Origin of the sequence: Lysobacter sp. FW306-1B-D06B (assembly GCF_038446665.1) — a bacterium.
Classification (GTDB): Bacteria; Pseudomonadota; Gammaproteobacteria; order Xanthomonadales; family Xanthomonadaceae; genus Lysobacter_J.
In genome coordinates this window covers 1,045,910-1,065,076 of record NZ_CP151802.1, presented here as the reverse complement: position 1 = coordinate 1,065,076, position 19,167 = coordinate 1,045,910, and the positions used below count along the sequence as shown (strand labels likewise).

Annotated in this window: 16 protein-coding genes; 10 read left to right on the top strand and 6 right to left on the bottom strand. The window is 69.6% G+C overall.

From position 1 onward, the window contains the following. Positions 1-144: 144 nt before the first annotated feature. The 4 genes from AAFF32_RS04795 to def form a co-directional block, all read right to left on the bottom strand. On the bottom strand, positions 145-1,830 hold the full coding sequence (locus tag AAFF32_RS04795; protein WP_342316637.1) for a glycosyltransferase family 39 protein: 1,686 nt from the start codon (positions 1,828-1,830) through the stop codon (positions 145-147). Between the two features lie 62 nt (positions 1,831-1,892). Then, the gene (rsmB, locus tag AAFF32_RS04790; RefSeq protein ID WP_342316636.1) at positions 1,893-3,200 is read right to left on the bottom strand and encodes a 16S rRNA (cytosine(967)-C(5))-methyltransferase RsmB; all 1,308 of its coding nucleotides are present in this window, start codon (positions 3,198-3,200) and stop codon (positions 1,893-1,895) included. Between the two features lie 7 nt (positions 3,201-3,207). After that, positions 3,208-4,125 (bottom strand): methionyl-tRNA formyltransferase, encoded by a 918-nt coding sequence (fmt, locus tag AAFF32_RS04785; RefSeq protein ID WP_216964458.1) that lies wholly within the window; start codon positions 4,123-4,125, stop codon positions 3,208-3,210. A gap of 104 nt (positions 4,126-4,229) precedes the next feature. Continuing rightward, positions 4,230-4,745, bottom strand: coding sequence for a peptide deformylase (def, locus tag AAFF32_RS04780; RefSeq protein WP_216964460.1), 516 nt, complete (start codon positions 4,743-4,745; stop codon positions 4,230-4,232). Between the two features lie 188 nt (positions 4,746-4,933). Here def and AAFF32_RS04775 point away from each other — a divergent pair, with 188 nt between their 5' ends. The 9 genes from AAFF32_RS04775 (at position 4,934) to AAFF32_RS04735 (ending at position 15,715) form a co-directional block, all read left to right on the top strand. Further along, positions 4,934-6,082, top strand: coding sequence for a LysM domain-containing protein (locus AAFF32_RS04775; RefSeq protein WP_216965321.1), 1,149 nt, complete (start codon positions 4,934-4,936; stop codon positions 6,080-6,082). An 81-nt stretch (positions 6,083-6,163) separates the two neighbouring features. Then, positions 6,164-7,303, top strand: a complete 1,140-nt coding sequence (gene dprA, locus AAFF32_RS04770; protein WP_342316635.1) for a DNA-processing protein DprA — start codon at positions 6,164-6,166, stop codon at positions 7,301-7,303. 87 nt (positions 7,304-7,390) lie between these two features. Continuing rightward, on the top strand, positions 7,391-7,879 hold the full coding sequence (locus AAFF32_RS04765; RefSeq protein WP_216964463.1) for a DUF494 family protein: 489 nt from the start codon (positions 7,391-7,393) through the stop codon (positions 7,877-7,879). 87 nt (positions 7,880-7,966) lie between these two features. Further along, positions 7,967-8,899 carry an RDD family protein gene (locus tag AAFF32_RS04760; RefSeq protein ID WP_342316634.1) on the top strand — a complete coding sequence of 311 codons (933 nt, stop codon included), beginning with the start codon at positions 7,967-7,969 and terminating at the stop codon, positions 8,897-8,899. A 199-nt stretch (positions 8,900-9,098) separates the two neighbouring features. After that, positions 9,099-11,597, top strand: a complete 2,499-nt coding sequence (locus tag AAFF32_RS04755) for a DNA topoisomerase I (RefSeq protein WP_342316633.1) — start codon at positions 9,099-9,101, stop codon at positions 11,595-11,597. A 104-nt stretch (positions 11,598-11,701) separates the two neighbouring features. Beyond that, positions 11,702-12,265, top strand: coding sequence for a Sua5/YciO/YrdC/YwlC family protein (locus tag AAFF32_RS04750; RefSeq protein WP_216964469.1), 564 nt, complete (start codon positions 11,702-11,704; stop codon positions 12,263-12,265). Positions 12,266-12,320: 55 nt separating this feature from the next. Continuing rightward, positions 12,321-13,055 carry a DUF4124 domain-containing protein gene (locus AAFF32_RS04745; RefSeq protein WP_342316632.1) on the top strand — a complete coding sequence of 245 codons (735 nt, stop codon included), beginning with the start codon at positions 12,321-12,323 and terminating at the stop codon, positions 13,053-13,055. Then, complete coding sequence (locus tag AAFF32_RS04740; RefSeq protein ID WP_342316631.1) at positions 13,055-13,693, top strand: DUF4124 domain-containing protein; 639 nt, start codon at positions 13,055-13,057, stop codon at positions 13,691-13,693. Before AAFF32_RS04745 ends, AAFF32_RS04740 begins: the two co-directional genes overlap by 1 nt. A 144-nt stretch (positions 13,694-13,837) precedes the next feature. Beyond that, positions 13,838-15,715: a CocE/NonD family hydrolase gene (locus tag AAFF32_RS04735; RefSeq protein WP_342317227.1), complete on the top strand. Its 1,878-nt coding sequence runs from the start codon at positions 13,838-13,840 to the stop codon at positions 15,713-15,715. Positions 15,716-15,948: 233 nt separating this feature from the next. Here the strand turns inward: AAFF32_RS04735 and AAFF32_RS04730 are convergent, their stop codons facing one another. After that, positions 15,949-16,725: an SDR family oxidoreductase gene (locus AAFF32_RS04730; protein WP_216964477.1), complete on the bottom strand. Its 777-nt coding sequence runs from the start codon at positions 16,723-16,725 to the stop codon at positions 15,949-15,951. 91 nt (positions 16,726-16,816) lie between these two features. On the opposite strand from AAFF32_RS04730, the gene AAFF32_RS04725 reads away from it, so the two are divergent. Further along, positions 16,817-17,041 carry a hypothetical protein gene (locus AAFF32_RS04725; RefSeq protein WP_216964479.1) on the top strand — a complete coding sequence of 75 codons (225 nt, stop codon included), beginning with the start codon at positions 16,817-16,819 and terminating at the stop codon, positions 17,039-17,041. A gap of 142 nt (positions 17,042-17,183) precedes the next feature. Here AAFF32_RS04725 and sppA read toward each other — a convergent pair whose 3' ends face one another. Continuing rightward, positions 17,184-19,067 carry a signal peptide peptidase SppA gene (sppA, locus tag AAFF32_RS04720; protein WP_216964481.1) on the bottom strand — a complete coding sequence of 628 codons (1,884 nt, stop codon included), beginning with the start codon at positions 19,065-19,067 and terminating at the stop codon, positions 17,184-17,186. Between the last annotated feature and the right edge of the window lie 100 nt (positions 19,068-19,167).

Here is a 19,167-nt window from a genome sequence, read left to right as displayed (position 1 = left end):
TGCTGTTCACAGGTAGCCGGTAAAGCGTGAAACGCCCCTGGAGAGTGCCGCCGTGCGGCGGCCCAAAAGCCCCGCCTTCGCGGGAATGACAGTGAAATGGTTCACCGCTTAGGGAGTGCACGTGCGCATCAGCCGCACGTCACCTCAACGACACCCCGCCGCCGCCTCGCCCGGCACCAGCGTCCACCCGCGCCGGTTCGCATTTCCCAGGTGCTGCGTTCGCGCCACATCGACGCATCCCGCCAGCGCCACGTCCTGCACCAGCAACCACCGCGACTGCGGCGCCTCGCGCTGCCAGCGCAGGCCGTGCTGCATCTGTTCGTCGAAGTCGACCTTGAAGCCGAATTCCGCCACCGGGCGATCGGCCATCAGCAGGTTCTGCTCGCGCCACGCCACCAACCCCAGCTCTGCGTCCGGCCCGATGCGACGCCCGACCTCGGTCATCAGTCCGCGTGCCGAAGACGAATCGTTGAGCAGCGGCGTCAACATCAGACCAAACGCCACCCACAGCCCCGACAGCAGCGCGATCATGCCCGCGAACGGTCGCCGGCGACCGGTCCACAGCAGGCACAGCACGCCCCACACGCCGATCGCGGTGACGCACATCGCCAGTGCCGCGGCCTCGTTCTGCAGTCCGCGTTCGGCGACGAAACGGCGCTCGAAACCCGGATCGCCCAGCCACATCGCCAGCCCGCCCAGCAGCATCGCGAAGGCGAAGACGCAGGTGAAACCGAACGCCACCCACTGCACCGCGCGCTTGCGCATCAGCCCGGGCAGCAGCGGCCCCAGCGCCAGCGCCAGCATCGGCAGCGCCGGCAGGATGTACATGTCGCGCTTGCCGCTGGGCAGGGTGAAGAACAGCAGCACCAGCAGCCACCACGCCAGCGGCAGCAGGTAGCGCGGATCGCGACGACGCAGGCGACGGCGCCACGCCGGTATCGCCCACGGCAACGCCAGCACCGTCGGCAGCCACATCGTCGCCATCACTTCGAGGAAGTACCACACCGGTTGGCCGTGGTCCCACGACGCGCCGTAACGCTTGGCCGTCTGGCGCAGCAGGATGTCGTCCACGTACGCGCGGTACTCCGGCCCGGTGCTGCCGAGCGCGGCCACCAGCATCGGCACCAGCCACACGCACGCGGCGAGCACGAACGCCAGCGGCCCGAGCCAGAAGCGCGGATCGCGCACGTGCACCTTCACGCCCCAGCCGCGCAGCGAGGCGATGCCCGCCGGCACCAGCATCAGCAGCACCACGATGCCCACGCCCTTGGTGATGATGCCCAGCGCGGCGCAGGCCCAGCCGAGCATCCACATCGGCCAGTCCGGCCCGCCGGCTCCATTCGGGCCCGTCCGCGCGACCTGGAGGACGTGCCGCAGCAGGCCGTAATTGCCCAGCGTGATCCAGAACACGACGAGCGGATCGATCTGCGCCTTCTTCGCCTGCCAGGTGAACTGCAGCGCGAACAGCAGCGCATAGCCCGCATAGAGGCCCACGCGCCGCGTCCACAGGCGCGAGCCCAGGTCCACGACGCACCACAGCGTTCCCAACGCGGCCAGCAGCGACGGCAGCAGGAAGGCGACGCGCCAGTTGCCGAACACCGTGTAGGCGATCGCCTGCAACCACATGAAGAGCGGCGGCTTGTCCGAGTACAGCTCCTGGCCGCGGTGCGGGAACAGCCAGTCGCCGCTTTCCACCATGTGCTTCGCCACCAGGGTGAAGCGCGGCTCGTCGGCAGGCCAGGGATCACGCAGTCCCAGTCCGGCGCCGAGCACGAGCAGGGCGAGGATCCAGAACAACCAGGTTTCGCGGGTGCGGGCGTTCGTCGGCATCGCGCGGATCATAGCCGCGCGATGTGCCCCCAATGTCAGAACGGAGTTAGCCGAAGACGGGACTAGCCCGTGACCCGCTTGCGCAGCCGTGCGTAGAAGAAGCCGTCGAATCCGCCCTCGCCCGGCAGGCGCTGCCGGCCTGGACCGGCGGCACGACCGAAGCGTTCGTCCAGCGACTCCGCGGCCGCATCGGGCGTACGCGCCAGGAACGCCTCGACCTGCGCCTCGTTCTCGGCCTTGAGGATCGAGCACGTGGCATACAGCAGCACGCCGCCCGGCGCGACCGTGGCCCACAGCGCGTCGAGCAATCGCGCCTGCGTGGCGATCAGCGCGTCCAGGTCGGAAGCGCGACGGTGCTGCAACACATCGGGCTGGCGTCGCACGATGCCCGTGGCCGAACACGGCGCGTCGAGCAGCACGGCATCGAACGGCGTGCCGTCCCACCATGCGGCGGTGTCGCCGGCATCGGCCGCGGCCAGCGTCACGCTCGCGCCGAGATCGAGCCGCGACAGGTTGGCGCGCACGCGCTCCAGGCGGTGCGCGTCGATGTCGATGGCGGTGAGACGCACGCTGGCGTCGCGTTCGATCAGGTGCGCGGCCTTGCCGCCGGGTGCGACGCAGGCATCGAGCACGCGCGCGGCCGGCGCGGCCGAGAGCGCATCGGCGACGAGTTGCGCTGACGCGTCCTGCACCGACACATCGCCATCGGCGAAGCCCGGCAATGTGGCGACGGCGACGGGTACGTCCAGGCGCACGGCATCGGGCACGGCGGCATCGAGCTGCGCGGCGATGCCCGCTTCCTGCAGGCGTTCGAGGTACTGCGCGGGCGTGGTGCGGCGGCGGTTCGCGCGCAGCCACATCGGCGGTTCGGCGGCGCTGGCGTCGAGGATCGCGCGCTCATCCTGCGGCCAGTCGGCGGCGATGCGATCGCGCAGCCAGCGCGGCCAATGCGCATGCGCTTCGCCGGCCGGAATGCCTTCGCGTTGCGCGCGACGCAGCAGTGCGTTCACCAGGCCGGCCTGATGCGTGCGACCCAGCGCGCGCGCCGCATCGACCGTCGCCGCCAGCGCCGCGTGCGCGGGCAGCGCGAGCGGATCGAGCTGGGCCATGCCGGCGAACAGCAGCGCCTTGAGCTCGCCGTCGCGGCGCGGCAATGGCTTGCTCATCCACGCCGACAGCGCCGACTCGTAGCGCGCCGGCTGGCGCAGCACGGCGAAACAGATCGCCTCCACCAGCGCGCGATCGCGCGGATCGGCGAGCGTGGGCAATGCCTGCGACAGTTCGGCCTTGAGCGAACGGCCGCGATGGAGCACCGCGTCGAGCACGCGCGCGGCGGTGACGCGGGTCTGCACGCCGGGGGAAGGTTTCATCACGGTCTCAGCGCACCAGGTCGCGACGACCGTTGAGGTAGTCGGCGGCGGTGATTGCCTTGCCGCCTTCGCGCTGCAGTACGCGGATGCGCAGCGCGCCTTCGCCACAGGCGATGTCCAGACCGTCGCGCGAGGCGCGCAGCAGCGTGCCCGGCGCGGCGCAATGCGCTTCGTCCAGCGCGACCACGCCGTGCAGACGCAGGCGCTCGCCGGCGACGTTGGCTTCGGCCATCGGCCAGGGGTTGAACGCACGCACCTTGTTCGCCAGCGCGCGCGCCGGCTGCGACCAGTCCAGGCGCGCCTCGCTCTTGTCGAGCTTGTGCGCGTAGGTGACGCCCTCTTCCGGCTGCGGCTGCGGCACGGGGCGGATGTCGGCGCGCAGCAGGCCCAGTCCGTCGGAGAGCACCTGCGCGCCGAGCGTGGAAAGGCGGTCGTGCAACTGTCCCCCGGTCTCGCTCTCGCCTATCTCGAGGGCCTGCGAGAGCAGCACCGGGCCGGTGTCCAGGCCCTTTTCCATCTGCATCAGGCACACGCCGCTGCGCGTGTCGCCGGCTTCGATCGCGCGCTGGATCGGCGCCGCGCCGCGCCAGCGCGGCAGCAGCGAGGCGTGCACGTTCCAGCAGCCGTAGGTGGGAATGTCGAGCACCGACTGCGGCAGGATCAGGCCGTAGGCGACCACGATCATCAGGTCCGGTTGCAGCGCGCGCAGCGCGTCCTTCGACACGGCGGACTTGAAGTTTTCCGGCTGCAGCACCGGAATGCCGCGCAGCAGCGCCTCGCGCTTGACCGGCGAAGGCGTGAGCTCGCGCCCGCGACCGGCGGGGCGATCAGGCTGGGTGTAGACCGCGACGATCTCGCCCCGCTGCGCAGCGGCGCGCAGGCACGGGACGGCAAAATCGGGGGTACCGGCGAAGACTAGGCGCATGAGGGGACCGGGATTCGGGATTGGGGATTCGAGATTCGGAAAGCCCACACCCGAGACGGGTCCGCTTCACGAATCCCGAATCACGAATCCCGAATCCCGGTTTCTCAGGCCGCGGCCTGGCGACGCGCCTTGGCGAGCTTCTTGCGCACCATCTCGCGCTTGAGCGGCGAGAGGTAATCGACGAACAGCTTGCCCGCGAGGTGGTCCATCTCGTGCTGGATGCACACGGCCAGCAGACCGTCGACGTCCAGCTCGCATTCCTTGGCGGCGCGATCGAGGAACTTCACCGTGATCCGGTTGGCGCGGGTGACGTCGGCGAAGATGCCCGGGACCGACAGGCAGCCTTCCTGGTACACCTGCTCGCCATCGCGCGCGACGATCTCCGGGTTGATGAAGACCATCGGCTGGTTCTTCTCCTCGCTGATGTCGATGACCATGAAGCGCTGGTGCACGTCGACCTGGCTGGCGGCCAGCCCGATGCCCGGGGCCTCGTACATGGTCTCGAACATGTCGTCGATCAGCTTCTGGAAGTCGGCATCGGCGACACGCGCGGGATCGACCTTCGCAGCGACGGTGCGCAGGCGCGGATCGGGGAATTCGAGGATGGGGAGCAGGGCCATGGCGTGGAAATGGGGGCTTGTGTCACAACCGCAAGAAGTAGCGTGATTGTAACCCCGTTATGGGCCCCGAACGCTTGCAACCCTGCGGTTCTTCTGGGCTATAGTGCCCCGGGGCCCCACCTTCACGGGTTGTGTTGGGGAAGCTGCTTGGGGCAGCGGGGCGGTAAGGGGATTGCCAGATGGCCACGATGCTTAAACCGTTGCGCACGGTGATGACCGCTGCGTTGCTCACGATTGCCACCTATGGCGTGGCCGCGGAACTCACAGCCGATCACCCGGACACCTACGTGGTGAAGAAGGGCGACACCCTGTGGGACATCGCCGGACGCTTCCTGAAGAAGCCGTGGCTGTGGCCGGAAATCTGGCAGGCCAACCCGCAGGTCAAGAACCCGCACCTGATCTTCCCGGGCGACGTGCTGTCGCTGGCCTACCTCGACCGCGTGGCGGTTCAGGAAGGTCCGCGCCAGGAAGCGCCGATCAACGCCATTCCGTTGTCCGAGGTGGAGGCCTTCCTGAAGGACCTGCGCGTCGTCGACGAGTTCGAACACCTGCCCTACGTGGTGGGCCTGGAAGAGGACCGCCTGCGCGCCAGCGGCAACCAGGTCGTCTACGTGAAGGGCCTGGCCGACGCTCAACCGGGCCAGCGCTACATGGTCGTTCGCCCGAGCCAGCGCTTCCAGACGCTGGATCCGCGCCGCTGCTGCGAGCCCTCGGGCCGCCGTCCGCAGACGCTGGATTTCCGCGGCCAGCGCAACTGGGGCACCGAGAGCCTGTGGGCCTACCAGCTGCCGCCGGGCGGCGGTGAGTTCCTGGGCTACGAACTGGCCAAGGTCACCAGCGGCACCATCAGCCGCGGCATCGTCGGCGACGCCGAGGCCGCCACGCTGCTGGTCGACGACAACGGCCGCGAAGTGCGCGCCGGCGACCGCCTGATCCCGGTCGAGGCGCAGTCCTTCGACCTGCAGTTCATCCCGCATCCGCCCGCACAGGAACCGGCCGTCGACCGGGCCCGCGTGATCGCCGTGACCGACATGGTCACCAACGGCGGCACCCGTGACGTCGTTGCCCTCTCGGTCGGCGCTGCCGATGGCGTGGACAACGGCACCGTGTTCTCGGTGTGGCGCCAGGGCAGCGTCGAGGTCGACCGCGTCAAGGCCGGCATCGACCGCAGCCCGGACGCGCACACCCGCGGCGAGAAGGTGAAGATGCCCGACGAGTTCACCAGCCACGTCATGGTGTTCCGCACCTTCGACAAGGTCAGCTACGCACTCGTGATGGACGGCATCCGCCCGACCCACCTGGGCTACCGCCTGAAGCATCCGGACGCGACGAACTGACATCCGGTTCCGGAGTCTTCCGATCCGAACACGCGACGGCGCCCTAGGGCGCCGTCGTCGTTTCCGGCCGATGCTGGTCGGATGACCGCGCCGTCCCAGGAAGAATCCGCCGCACTGCTCCGCCTCATCGCCGCCGGCGGGTCGCTGGAAGCGCGGCGTGCGTTGATCAAACGCCACGGTGGCGTGGCGGCCGCGCTGGCCGCCGGCCGCGACGCGTGGCGCGCGGCCGGCCTGACGGACGAGCACGTCGCGCAGCTGTCCCAGACCACGCCGCCACCGCGCGCAGTGGCCTGGCTGCAGGCACCGCAGCACCACCTGATCGGCTGGCTCGATCCGGACTACCCGCCCCTGCTGCGCGGCTCGCCAAGCCCGCCGTTGGCGTTGTTCGTCGCGGGCGATCCGGCGTTGTTGTGGCATCCGTCGGTGGCGCTGGTCGGCAGCCGCGCGCCGACGCCGGGCGGGCGCGACAACGCGCGCGGGTTCGCGCGGGCGCTGGCCGCCTCGGGCTTCGCGGTCACCAGCGGCCTCGCCGCGGGGATCGACACCGCCGCGCACCTGGCCACGCTGGAGGCGGACGGCCGCACGGTGGCGGTGCTGGGCACCGGCGTCGACGTCCCGTACCCGCGCTCGAACGCGGCGCTGCACGCCCGCATCGTCGAGCACGGCGCCGTCGTCAGCGAATACCTTCCCGGCACCGGGCCGGTGGCGTTCCACTTCCCCAGCCGCAACCGGATCCTCGCCGGGCTGTCGCTGGGAACGGTGGTGGTCGAGGCGGCGGAGCGTTCCGGCGCACTGATCACCGCCCGTCTCGCGGCGGAAGCCGGGCGGGATGTCTTCGCCCTGCCCGGCTCCATCCACAACCCGCTGGCCCGCGGCTGCCACCGCCTCATCCGCGACGGGGCCGGTCTGGTCGAGTCCGCGGGCGAGGTCGTGGCCGCTCTCGCCCCGCAGGCCGCATCCCTCGCGAGGGACTTGCGACTGCGCCTGGACGCCCCCATTCACCCTGTTCACGAGGTCCCGGCCGGGGCTCGCGCTGGACCGGGGAACAAAGACCCCGACTACCAGTTGTTGTGGAAAGCCCTGGGCCACGACCCAACCGCTATGGATCAGCTCGTGGAGCGAACCGGATTGACGGCCGCTGCAGTGTCCTCCATGCTGCTGCTCATGGAGCTTGATGGCCGTGTTTTTTCACAGCATGGCCGGTACTTCCGCAGTCGCTGAAGGCTCCCGTTCAGGGGAATCCGGACGCGCCGGCGGGTCACCCGCAAGTTCTGCCCACCGCGCCGCGAGCGGCGCAGGCCGAGGGAAATGAAAGAGAGCATCCTGGACGTCCTGCTGTACCTGTTCGAGCATTACTTCACTGACGATGCGGACCTCGTCCGCGACCGAGATTCGCTCCGTAGCGGTCCCCTCTTCGACGAACTCGGCAAGGCCGGCTTCAGCCCCGCCGAGATCAATAAAGCCTTCGAATGGCTCGACGCGCTGGCCCAGCAACGGCCGAGCGCCAGCGCCCCGCGCGCCAACGGGCCGGTGCGCGTGTTCTTCGGCCCCGAGCTCGACAAGCTCGACGTGGAATGCCGCGGCTTCCTGCTGTTCCTGGAGCAGCACGGCGTGCTCGATGCCGACCAGCGCGAGCTGGTGCTCGACCGCGCCATGGCGCTGGACCAGGACGAGCTCGACCTGGACGACCTGAAGTGGGTCGTGCTGATGGTGCTGTTCAACCAGCCCGGCTCCGAGGCGGCCTACGCCTGGATGGAAACCCAGATGTTCGAGGACGAGCCCGAGCCGGTGCACTGAGCACCGCCGGGGGAGTCCTCAAGGCGCCTGGGGAGGCGCATGCGAGGCGGCATCGCAGCCGTCCGCCGAAACGCTAGGGGAAATCGCATGACCGATTGGTACTACCACCTCCCGGGGCAGGGCCGAGTCGGGCCGCTCGACGCCGATGACGTGCGCGAGGCCTACCGCGACGGACGCGTCCAGCGCGACACGCTGGCCTGGCATGTCGGCGCGCGCGACTGGCAGCCGCTGGATCGCTTCTCCGAAACGCTGGGGCTGGATGCAGTGGCGCCGCCCGTCATGGCGCCGCAGGTGCCTGCGACGCCCGCCGCCACTGCGTTCGAGTCGGTCGATCGCGCATCGCCCTACGCACCGCCGCGCGCAACGCTCAGCGAGGCCGGCGACTACCTCGGCGATGCCGGCGAGGTCGTGTACGCGGGCTTCTGGAAGCGCCTCGCCGCGCTGATGATCGACGCGCTGGTGGTCACGATCGCTTATTACATCGCGCTGTTCGCCGGGCTGATCGCATTCGGCGTCGGCGCGTCCGGGCTGTTCTCCGGCAACCCGTCCGGCTCGCCGGGCACGATCGCGCTCCTGATGGCCGTGATCTACCTGGCCTACCCGGTCATCAGCGGGCTGTACTACATCGGCATGGAGTCCTCCTCCACGCAGGCCACGCTGGGCAAGATGGCGGTGGGCATCAAGGTGGCCGACGACGCCGGCCGCCGCCTGGCCCCGGGCCGCGCGCTGGGCCGTTGGGCCGCGCACCTGCTGTGCTACCTCACGCTTTACATCGGCTACATCATGGCCGCCTTCACCCAGCGCAAGCGCGGCCTGCACGACATGGTCGCCGGCACCCTGGTGGTCGACCGCTGGGCGTATACGGCCCATCCGGAGCGCCAGCAGCGGGGCCTGGGCGTGGTGGCCATCGTGGTGCTGATCCTGGGCGCCCTGGCCACGCTGGCCTACATCGGCATCGTCGCGGCGATCGCCCTGCCGGCCTACCAGGACTACGTGAACCGGGCCGCCGGCGTGGGCTGACGGCGCGCCTGAACGGGGGCGTCGCGAGGGGCAGGGCGTCGCGGCTTCACGCCGCCGCGCTTGACAGTTCCGGCCAGCGCATGGCCTCAATAGAAAAAGAGAAGCCCCTCGACGCCCGCGACGCCACCGCGGGCGTAGTCTTCTCCCGCCTTCCTCCCGCCCCCCATCGCAGCACCGGATCAGGTCCTGCGGAGCCCCCATGGCCAAGAACCTCCTCATCGTCGAGTCGCCCGCCAAGGCCAAGACGATCAACAAGTACCTCGGCAAGGACTTCACCGTCCTGGCCTCCTACGGCCATGTCCGTGACCTCGTGCCCAAGGAAGGCGCGGTCGATCCCGACCGCGGCTTCGCCATGCGCTACGACCTGATCGACAAGAACGAGAAACACGTCGACGCCATCGCCAAGGCCGCCAAGAGCGCCGACGCGCTCTACCTGGCGACCGACCCGGACCGCGAAGGCGAGGCGATCAGCTGGCACATCGCGGAAATCCTGAAGGAACGCGGCCTGCTCGAAGGCAAGACCCTGCAGCGCGTGGTGTTCACCGAGATCACGCCGCGCGCGATCAAGGAAGCCATGACCCAGCCGCGCGCCATCGCCAGCGACCTGGTCGATGCGCAGCAGGCCCGGCGCGCGCTCGATTACCTGGTGGGCTTCAATCTTTCGCCCGTGCTGTGGCGCAAGGTGCAGCGCGGTCTGTCCGCCGGCCGCGTGCAGTCGCCGGCGCTGCGCATGATCGTGGAGCGCGAGGAGGAGATCGAAGCCTTCATCGCGCGCGAGTACTGGACCATCGAGGCCGAGTGCGCGCATCCGACGCAGGCCTTCACCGCCAAACTCATCAAGCTCGACGGCAAGAAGTTCGAGCAGTTCACCGTCACCGACGGCGACACCGCCGAGGCCGCGCGCAAGCGCATCGCCGATGCCGCCAAGGGCGCGCTGCACGTCACCGACGTCGCCAGCAAGGAGCGCAAGCGTCGCCCCGCCGCGCCGTTCACCACTTCCACGCTGCAGCAGGAAGCGTCGCGCAAGCTCGGCTTCACCACGCGCAAGGCCATGCAGGTCGCACAGAAGCTGTATGAAGGCGTGGCGATCGGCGAAGAAGGCACAGTCGGCCTGATCACCTACATGCGTACCGACTCGGTGACGCTGTCGGTGGATGCGATCGCGGAAATGCGCGACGTCATCGCCCGCGACTACGGCACGCGCGCACTGCCCGACAAGCCCAACACCTACCAGAACAAGTCCAAGAACGCGCAGGAAGCGCACGAAGCGGTGCGTCCGACCTCCGCGCTGCGCACGCCGTCCTCGGTGGCGCGCTACCTCAGCGACGACGAACGCAAGCTCTACGAGCTGATCTGGAAGCGCGCCGTCGCTTCGCAGATGGTGCCGGCCACGCTCAACACCGTGTCGGTCGATCTGGCCGCCGGCGCCGAACACGCCTTCCGTGCCTCGGGCACGACCGTCGTGGATCCGGGCTTCCTCGCCGTGTACGAGGAAGGCAAGGACACCAAGGGCGCCGAGGACGAGGACGAAGGCCGCAAGCTGCCGGCGATGAAGACCGGCGACCGCGTGCCGCTGGACCGCATCCACGCCGACCAGCATTTCACCCAGCCGCCGCCGCGCTTCACCGAAGCGGCGCTGGTGAAGGCGCTGGAGGAATACGGCATCGGCCGTCCGTCCACCTACGCCTCGATCATCCAGACGCTGCTGTTCCGCAAGTACGTGGAGATGGAAGGCCGCAGCTTCCGCCCGTCCGACGTGGGCCGCGCGGTGTCCAAGTTCCTGTCCTCGCACTTCACGCAGTACGTGGACTACGACTTCACCGCCAAGCTCGAGGACGAACTCGACGCCGTCTCGCGCGGCGAAGAGGAATGGGTCCCGCTGATGGAGAAGTTCTGGGGCCCGTTCAAGGAACTGGTCGAAGACAAGACCGAATCGGTCGATCGCTCCGAAGCCACCGGCGCGCGCGAGCTGGGCACCGATCCCAAGAGCGGCAAGCCGGTGAGCGTGCGCCTGGGCCGGTTCGGGCCGTACGCGCAGATCGGCGACAAGGACACCGACGAGAAGCTGGAGTTCGCCTCGCTGCGTCCCGGCCAGTCGATGCACACCATCACGCTGGAAGATGCGCTGGAGCTGTTCAAGCTGCCGCGCAAGCTCGGCCAGAGCGACGGCCATGAGGTCAGCGTCGGCATCGGCCGCTTCGGTCCGTTCGCCAAGCGCGGCACCACGTACGCCTCGCTGACCAAGGAAGACGATCCGTACACGATCGACCTGGCGCGTGCGGTGTTCCTGATCGAGCAGAAGGAAGAGATCGCCCGCAACCGCATCATCAAGCAGTGGGACGGCAGCGACATCCAGGTGCTCAACGGCCGCTTCGGCCCGTACATCAGCGACGGCAAGCTCAACGGCAAGATCCCGAAGGATCGCGAGCCGGCTTCGCTGACGCTAGAGGAAGTCACCCAGCTGCTGGCCGACACCGGCAAGCCGGTGCGCGGCCGCTTCGGCAAGAAGACGGCGGCGAAGAAGGAACCGGCGGTCAAGGTGAAGAAGGAAGTCGCCAAGAAGGCACCGGCGGCGAAGAAGGCCACCAAGAAGGCCGCGGCCAAGAAGACGGTGAAGAAGGCCGCCAAGAAGACCGCCGCCAAGGCAACGAAGAAGACCGCGGCGAAGAAGGTCGTGAAGAAGGCGGTCAAGGCGTAAGCGGACGCGCGCCGCGCCCTGGCGAACGGGGCGCGGACCACGCGGGCAAGGTCCGCTCGAAGAGCGTGAGCGCCCCGGCGCGCAGCGCCCGGTATCCTCATGCGATGCCCAAGCCGCTCACTCCCGCCGAAGCCGCCCCGCTGCTCCGCGGCGGCGGCGTGATCGCCTACCCCACCGAAGCCGTCTGGGGCCTGGGCTGTGATCCCTTCAACGAAGCGGCCGTGATGCGGCTGCTGTCGATCAAGCAGCGGCCCGTCGACAAGGGCGTGATCCTGATCGCCGGCGCGCGTGCGCAATTGGACGGCCTGCTCGACTGGGACGCGCTGACCGCCGCCCAGCGCGAGGCGGTGTTCGCCAGCTGGCCCGGGCCGAACACCTGGATCGTGCCGACCACGCCGCGCGTGCCTCGCTGGATCACCGGCACGCACGACGGCGTCGCCGTGCGCGTGAGCGCGCATCCGGACGTGATCGCGCTGTGCGCGGAATTCGGCGGCCCGCTGGTCTCCACCAGCGCCAACCTCGCCGGCGAACCGCCGGCTTTCTCGCGCGACGCATTGGATCCGCGCGTGCTCGCGTTGCTCGACGGCGTGGGCACCGGGGAAACCGGCGGCCTGGCCTCCCCGACCGCGATCCGCGATGCCCGCAGCGGCGCGCAGATCCGCGCGTGAACGCACGCGGCGCTTCGTGCTTCCGTCGCCCCGCGCCGCAGCGCAAGATGCGCGCATGCGCCCGGCCCACCGCTCCGCCCTGACGACCGCCTTGCCGCTGATGCTGGCGATGTCGGGCGCGCTCGCCACCGACATCACCATCTACCGCTGCACCGATGCGCAGGGCCGCATCAGCCTGCGAGACACGCCATGCAGGAAGGGCGAGACGCAGCAAACCGTGGAAATGCTGCGCCCCAAGGACGCACCGCCCGCGGCGCGCGCACCGGCCGCAACGCCGGCCAAGCCTCCCGCCGCGACGACGCCCGCGACGCGCACCGTCATGGTCACGCCCGTGCGGCCGATGTACGAATGCGTCACCCCCGACGGCAACCGCTACCTCAGCGACACCAGCGCCGGCAATCCGCGCTGGGTGCCGCTGTGGACGCTGGGCTATCCGACCTTGCTTCCGCATCGGCCGGGCTTCTACGACGGCGGCGTCCGCGCGGCCGTGAGCGGTCAGTTCCGCGGTGGAGATGGCCGCTTCGACGTGAGCGTGGGCGATCGCCCGCGTCCGCCGCGTCCGCCCGACGGCGTGCCCCCGCCCGGCTACGGCGTGGCGTACGGCGCCGGCACCTGGGTCTACGACGAATGCCACGCGCTGCCGCAGGCCGAAGTCTGCGCACGCCTGCGCGACGAACGCTGGACCCTGGGGCGCCGCTACAACAGCGCGCTGCAAAGCGAACGCGAGCAGATCGACCAGCAGCAGCGCGGCATCGACGCGCGCCTGGCCAGCGATTGCGCGGGCTCCTGATGCAGCGCCTGCTCGCGGCACGCGTGCGCAAGGCGATGCCCGCCATGCTGCTTGTGCTGCTCGCCATCGCGACGATGCCGACCTCGCGCGCGCAGATGGTCATCTACCGATGCACCGACACCAGCGGCGCGGTGACGCTGCAGAACGGCACGCCCTGCCCGAAGGGCACCCGGCAGCAGAAGAAGGTGATGGAAACGCCGCCGCCCGCGCCGATCGCCGCCCCTGTTGCAGCGCCGCCCGTCTTGCCGGTTGCGGCGCCGGCGCCTCCGGTCATCGCGCCGGCACCCGAGCCCGAGCCGCCACCCATCGCAGCACCGAAGTCCCCACCGCCGGCGCTGTTCGAATGCCGCACCTGGAACCGCGAGCGCTACTTCTCCGACGACGCACGACCACCGCCGCGCTGCGTGCCCGTGCAGGTCACCGGCCTGGACGGCACCGGCGCCATGGCCGGCGGCACCGCGTGCCAGATGACGGAAGACCCGTGCCAGCCGGTTCCCGAGGCGGCCCTGTGCGACGCCTGGAGGCAGCGCGTGCGCGAGTTCGAATCCGCCACGCTCTTCGCCGCGGCCTCGCGCCCCACGCCGGCCGAGGGCGAACGCATCCGCCGCGTCCTGGCCGACAGCACCTGCACGCCCTGACCGCGCCAGCGCGCCGCTGGCCGCCCGGCGGGCCTCCACACGTTTGAACACAAGCCGGAACGCGATCGCCGTTCCGACCCGGACGGCCGCCCAGCGGCCGCCACGAGCGCAAGGGAACGACTCTTGGAGATGGACTTGTCCGCAGTGCGTCCCGCGCTCTCCTGGTGGACGGTGCTGGCCGTGCTGGTGGCAGCGCTCCTGCTCGCCGCGGGCGCGCTGTTCGCCTTGCGCGAGCGCATCCCCGCGCATTGGCAGCAGCCGCTGCGCGCGCTGGTGTTCGGCGTGCGCATCGACGACGACGTGCAGGTCGTGATGCCCGACGGCACGCACCTGGCCGGCACGCTCTACCGGCCCCGCCAGGCCGACGGCCCCTTGCCCACCGTCTACGTGCGCCTGCCCTACAACCGGCGCCGTTACGGCGAGGCCATCGGCGAGGGTCTGTTCTTCGCGCGCAACGGCTACGCCGTGCTGGTGCAGGACGTGCGCGGCAAGTTCGAGTCCGGCGGCGACGACTTCCTGCCCTGGCGCCATGCCACCGCCGACGGCGTCGCCACGCTGGACTGGATCGTCCGCCAGCCCTGGTCGAACGGAAAGGTCGGCACGATCGGCTGTTCCGCGCTGGGCGAACTGCAATACGCCCTGGCCCGCGCGAACCATCCCGCGCACACGGCGATGATCCCCATCGCCGCCGGCGGCGCGGCGGGCGACGTGGACGGGCACGCCGGGTACTTCGGCGCATTCGAGGGCGGCGTGTTCCAGCTCGCGGGCGCGGCCGGCTGGTTCGCGCGGCACGGCATGAAGTCCGACCACGGTCCGTGGCCGGAGCAGCTCGACATGGCCCGCGCCCTGCCCACGCTGCCGGTGCTGGACGTCGTGCGGCAATTGCGCCCGGGCCCGAACGGATACGAGGACTTCCTGCAGACCCCGCTCGGCGATCCGCGCTGGGGCTCGCTGGATTACATCTCGCGCGACGACCGCCCGCGCGTCCCGGCGCTGGTGATCGACACCTGGGGCGACCCCAGCCTGTCCGGCACGCTGACACTGGCCCGCTCGGTGCAGCGTCAATCGCCGCAGGCGGGACGGCAGCAGCACGTGGTCATCGCACCGGGCAATCATTGCGAGCAGGAGATCGTCATCGGCTCGGGCCGCTTCGGCGACCTGCCCGTGCGCAATGCCGACAAGCCGTATCGCCAGTGGTACCTGGCGTGGTTCGACTACTGGCTGCGTGGCCGCGGCGATGGATTGAAGGCACTGCCGCCGTACCAGTTCTTCGTGCTCAACGAACAACGCTGGCTCAGCTCGACGCAATGGCCACCCGCCGAAGCGCGCCCGCAGCCGTGGTACCTCTCCAGCAACGGCCACGCGAACGGTCGCGACGGCGACGGCGTGCTCGCGCTGGAAGCCGCGCGCGACGAACGCGCGGACGATTTCATCCACGACCCGGCCGAACCCGTGCCGTCGCGCGGTGGCCCGCTGTGCTGCACGGGCGACCCGAAGCAACGCTCGGGCCCCACCGATCAGGCCGATGTGGAGAAGCGCGGCGACGTCCTCGTCTACACCTCCGCACCGTTGCAGGAGCCGCTGCGCATCGTCGGCGAACTGCGCGCGCAACTGGTGGTGTCCTCGACGGCGCCGGACACCGACTTCATCGCACGACTCGTGCATGTGTGGCCCGACGGTCGCGCCACCAACATCCAGGAAGGCGCATTACGCGCGCGTTATCGCGACGGCGTCGAACGCCCCAGCCTGATGACGCCCGGCGCGCGTTACGTGCTCGACGTGCCGATGCGCTCCATCGCTTACCTCGTGCCGCGCGGGCACCGCATCCGCCTGGACATCAGCAGCAGCAGTTTCCCGCGCCTGGAGCGCAACCTCGGCACGGGTGGGCGCAATTACGACGAGTCGCTGCCGTCGAAAGCGCTCAACCGCATCTTCCACGGCGGCGATGCGGTGAGCTTCGTGGAGATCCCGGTGCTGGATCTTCCGGTGCCGGAGGATCGGCCGTTCGCGGGACCGCGTTGAGGCGATGTCGACCCGGTGTTACGTGCGGGTCATGCACGCGGCGCGATCCCTTCACCTGTTCCTACCGACGCGCGCGCTACGCTACGACCGCCTCGAGAGGAGCACCCACGAACGAAAGTTCTTGATCCTCGACAGGTAGAGGACAGGCGTTATGCCTGCCATCGGGCCGCCAGGCGATTCAGCACCGCCCGGCGGCCTTTTTTATTGCCCGGCGCCATGCGCATCGCGCGCATTCAGAAGCCGTAGCGCAGGAATCCGCCGTCCACCGCGATGCACTCGCCGGTGATGTAGCCCGATGCGGGCAGGCACAGGAACGCAACCGCCGCCGCCACTTCCTCCGGTTCGCCGATGCGGCCCAGCGGCGTGCGCAGCAGCACTTCGTCCAGGTAATCCGGATCGGCCAGCTTGTCCGACGTGCGGCGCGTGCGGATGTACCACGGCGCGACCGCATTCACCCGCACGCCGTCCTCGGCCCATTCCACCGCGAGGTTTCGCGTCATCTGGTGCATCGCCGCCTTGCTCATGCCGTAGGGTGCGCCGGTGCGCACGTGCGTGGTGCCCGAGACGCTGCCGACGTTGACGATCGACGAGGCCGCATGGCGCGTGAGCAGCGGGTACGCATAACGCGAGAGTTCGAACGCGGAGAACAGGTTCACTTCGAACACCTGCCGCCATTCGTCCTCGGTGTAGTCGGTGGTGGGCTTGGTGAGGTTGCCGCCGGCGTTGTTCACCAGGATGTGCAGGCCTTCGCCGAAGTCCTCCACCCAGTCGAGCAGTTCGCGACGCTGTTCCTCGTCGGCGACATCGGCGACGAAGCCCTGCACCTCGCGGTCGGGGAAATCCTCCAGCAGCTCGTTGCGCACCGTTTCCAGCGCGGCGGCATCGCGCGCGGCCAGCAGGACATCGGCGCCGAAGCCGAGCAGTTCGCTCGCCACCGCACGGCCGATGCCGGCGCTGCCGCCGGTGATCAGGGCCAGTTGGCCGTCCAGGCGCCAACGCTTGGGATCCATCGCCGTCTCCGTGATAGGGGGCACACGCCGGGCGCTTGCTGCGCCACGCGGCCGGCGTAGCATAGCCGGCGGACCATGCGAGGGGTGCGGGATGACGCGGACGCTGCTGTTTGCGATGACGATGTCGGCGCTGATCGTGGGCTGTTCCAAGCCCAAGCCGCCGGAAAAGGAACGACCGGTCGAACCGCAGGCGACGCAGCTGCGCGATGCGATCAATGCGCCGCTGGAGAAGGCGAAGAACGTGCAGAAGGAGCTGCAGGAAGCGAACGAGCGCGAGCGCGCGGCGATCGATGCGCAGGAGAGCGACGGGACCTGAGTCGCGGTGGCGGTTGTGGAAATGAAAAACGCCCGGTTTTGGCCGGGCGTTTTCTTTTAGGCGCTTCGACTTCGTCGGCCCTCACCCCAACCCCTCTCCCGCCAGCGGGAGAGGGGCTCATTCGGTGAGGGGCGTGGTCGGCTCAGAAACCGCAGAAGCAGTACGCCAGCGCCTTCACCGGGACGCCGCGCGTGGGCGTGATTGCACCCTGCAGGAACTGCAGGTCCTGCGCCGTCTGCGGGGATGCCTTTGCAAGCAGACCGCGCGCGAGGTCGGAATCCTGCAGCCACGCCGCGCCGATGCGGCTGCTGAGGAAACCGGTGAAAAGACGTTCGAACGGCGAAGCGGCCTTCTCGATGTAGCGCACCTGGTAGTCGCCCGGCTTGCCGAGCTCGGCACGCGTTGCGGCGAAATCCACCGCCTGGCGCAGACCGCCGAGCTCGTCCACCAGCCCGCGTTCCTTCGCCTGCGCGCCGGTCCAGACGCGGCCGCGCGCGACGGCGTCGACCTGATCCACCGGCTTCTTGCGCGCGCTCGCGACGCGGCCGGTGAAATCGCGATAGCCCTTGTCGATCACCGACTGGATCACCTGACCCACTTCCGGCTGCAACGGCCGGGTGATGTCGAACGCACCGGCGAAGCGCGTGGTGCCCACGCCGTCGCTGCGCACGCCGATCTTCTCCAGCGCGCGCGGGATGGTCGGGATCAGGCCGAAGATGCCGATGGAACCGGTGATGGTGGAGGCGTCGGCGTAGATGCGGTCGGCGTCCATCGAGATCCAGTAACCGCCCGATGCGGCCAGATCGCCCATCGAAACCGCCACCGGCTTGCCGGCCTTCTTCAGCCCGACGATCTCGCGGCGGATCTGCTCGGACGCGAAGACTTCGCCGCCCGGCGAATCCACGCGCAGCACCACGGCCTTGACGTTGTCGTCGTCGCGCGCCTCGCGCAGCAGCGCCGCGGTCGACTCGCCGCCCACCGTGCCCGGCGGCTGCTCGCCACTGCGGATCTCGCCCTCGGCCACCACCACCGCCACCTGCGGACGCGGGTCCACGGGGCTGATGCCGCTGTCGATCTGGGTGAGGTATTCGTCGAGCGAAGACTGACGGAAGCCGCCCGGCGCATCGTCGTCGGCGATGCCGCGCTGCGCGAGCAGGTCATCCACTTCCTCGCGCGTCTTCAGTCCATCGATGAGCTTGGTCTGCAGCGCGAACTTCGCCAGGTCGCCCTGGACGCTTTCGATGCCGGCGGGCATCTGGTCGATCTGCTGCGCCAGCGCGGCGGCGTCGATCTTGCGCGCCTTGCCGACGTCGGCCAGGTAGCGCTGCCAAACATCGTTCATCCAGTACAGGTCCGCTTCCTTCGCCTCGGGCGAAGCCGCGTCGAGCACGAACGGTTCGGCGGCGGATTTGTACTCGCCCACCTTGAACAGGTGCACGTCGACGCCGAGCTTGTCCTGCAGACCTTCGCGGTAATACGTGCGGTAGCGGCCCAGTCCTTCGAGCAGCATGCCGCCCATCGGGTCCAGATAGACCTCGCTGGCCTGCGCGGCGAGCAGGTACTGCTTCTGGTCCATCATCTCGGCGAACGCCACGACCTGCTTGCCGCTGGCCTTCACGCGAGCGATCGCGTCGGCCGCCTCGCGCAGCGACGCCATGCCGCCGGCTTCCAGCTTGTCCAGGTTGAGCACGACGCGTTCCACGCGCTTGTCGCGCGCGGCGGCGTCCAGCGCGCGCACCAGATCGCGCAATTGCAGCTCGCCGCCCTTCTGGCCCATCAGGCGTTCCAGCGCGCGGGTCGCCGGATCGCTGCTGAACTGCTCCACCAGCGCGCCTTCCGGCGCGATCACCAGCGTGGTGCGCTCCAGCAGCGGCTTGGTGCGCGGACCGGCGAGCATGACCGCCAGGAACACGAACAGCAGCAGGAGGAACAGCAGGTTGAGGATCAGACGGCGGGTGAAGTTCATCGCATCCCACAGCCCGACGAAGAAGCGGGCGATGGGACCACGACGGGGAATCTCGTTCATACGTTCTCCTGGCTACGCGACCAGCGTAATCGCCGGCGGGCGCGGAATCACCCGCCATTCGTAACACGGAGCGTATGGCGGAATCGTGATCCGCGGGGGC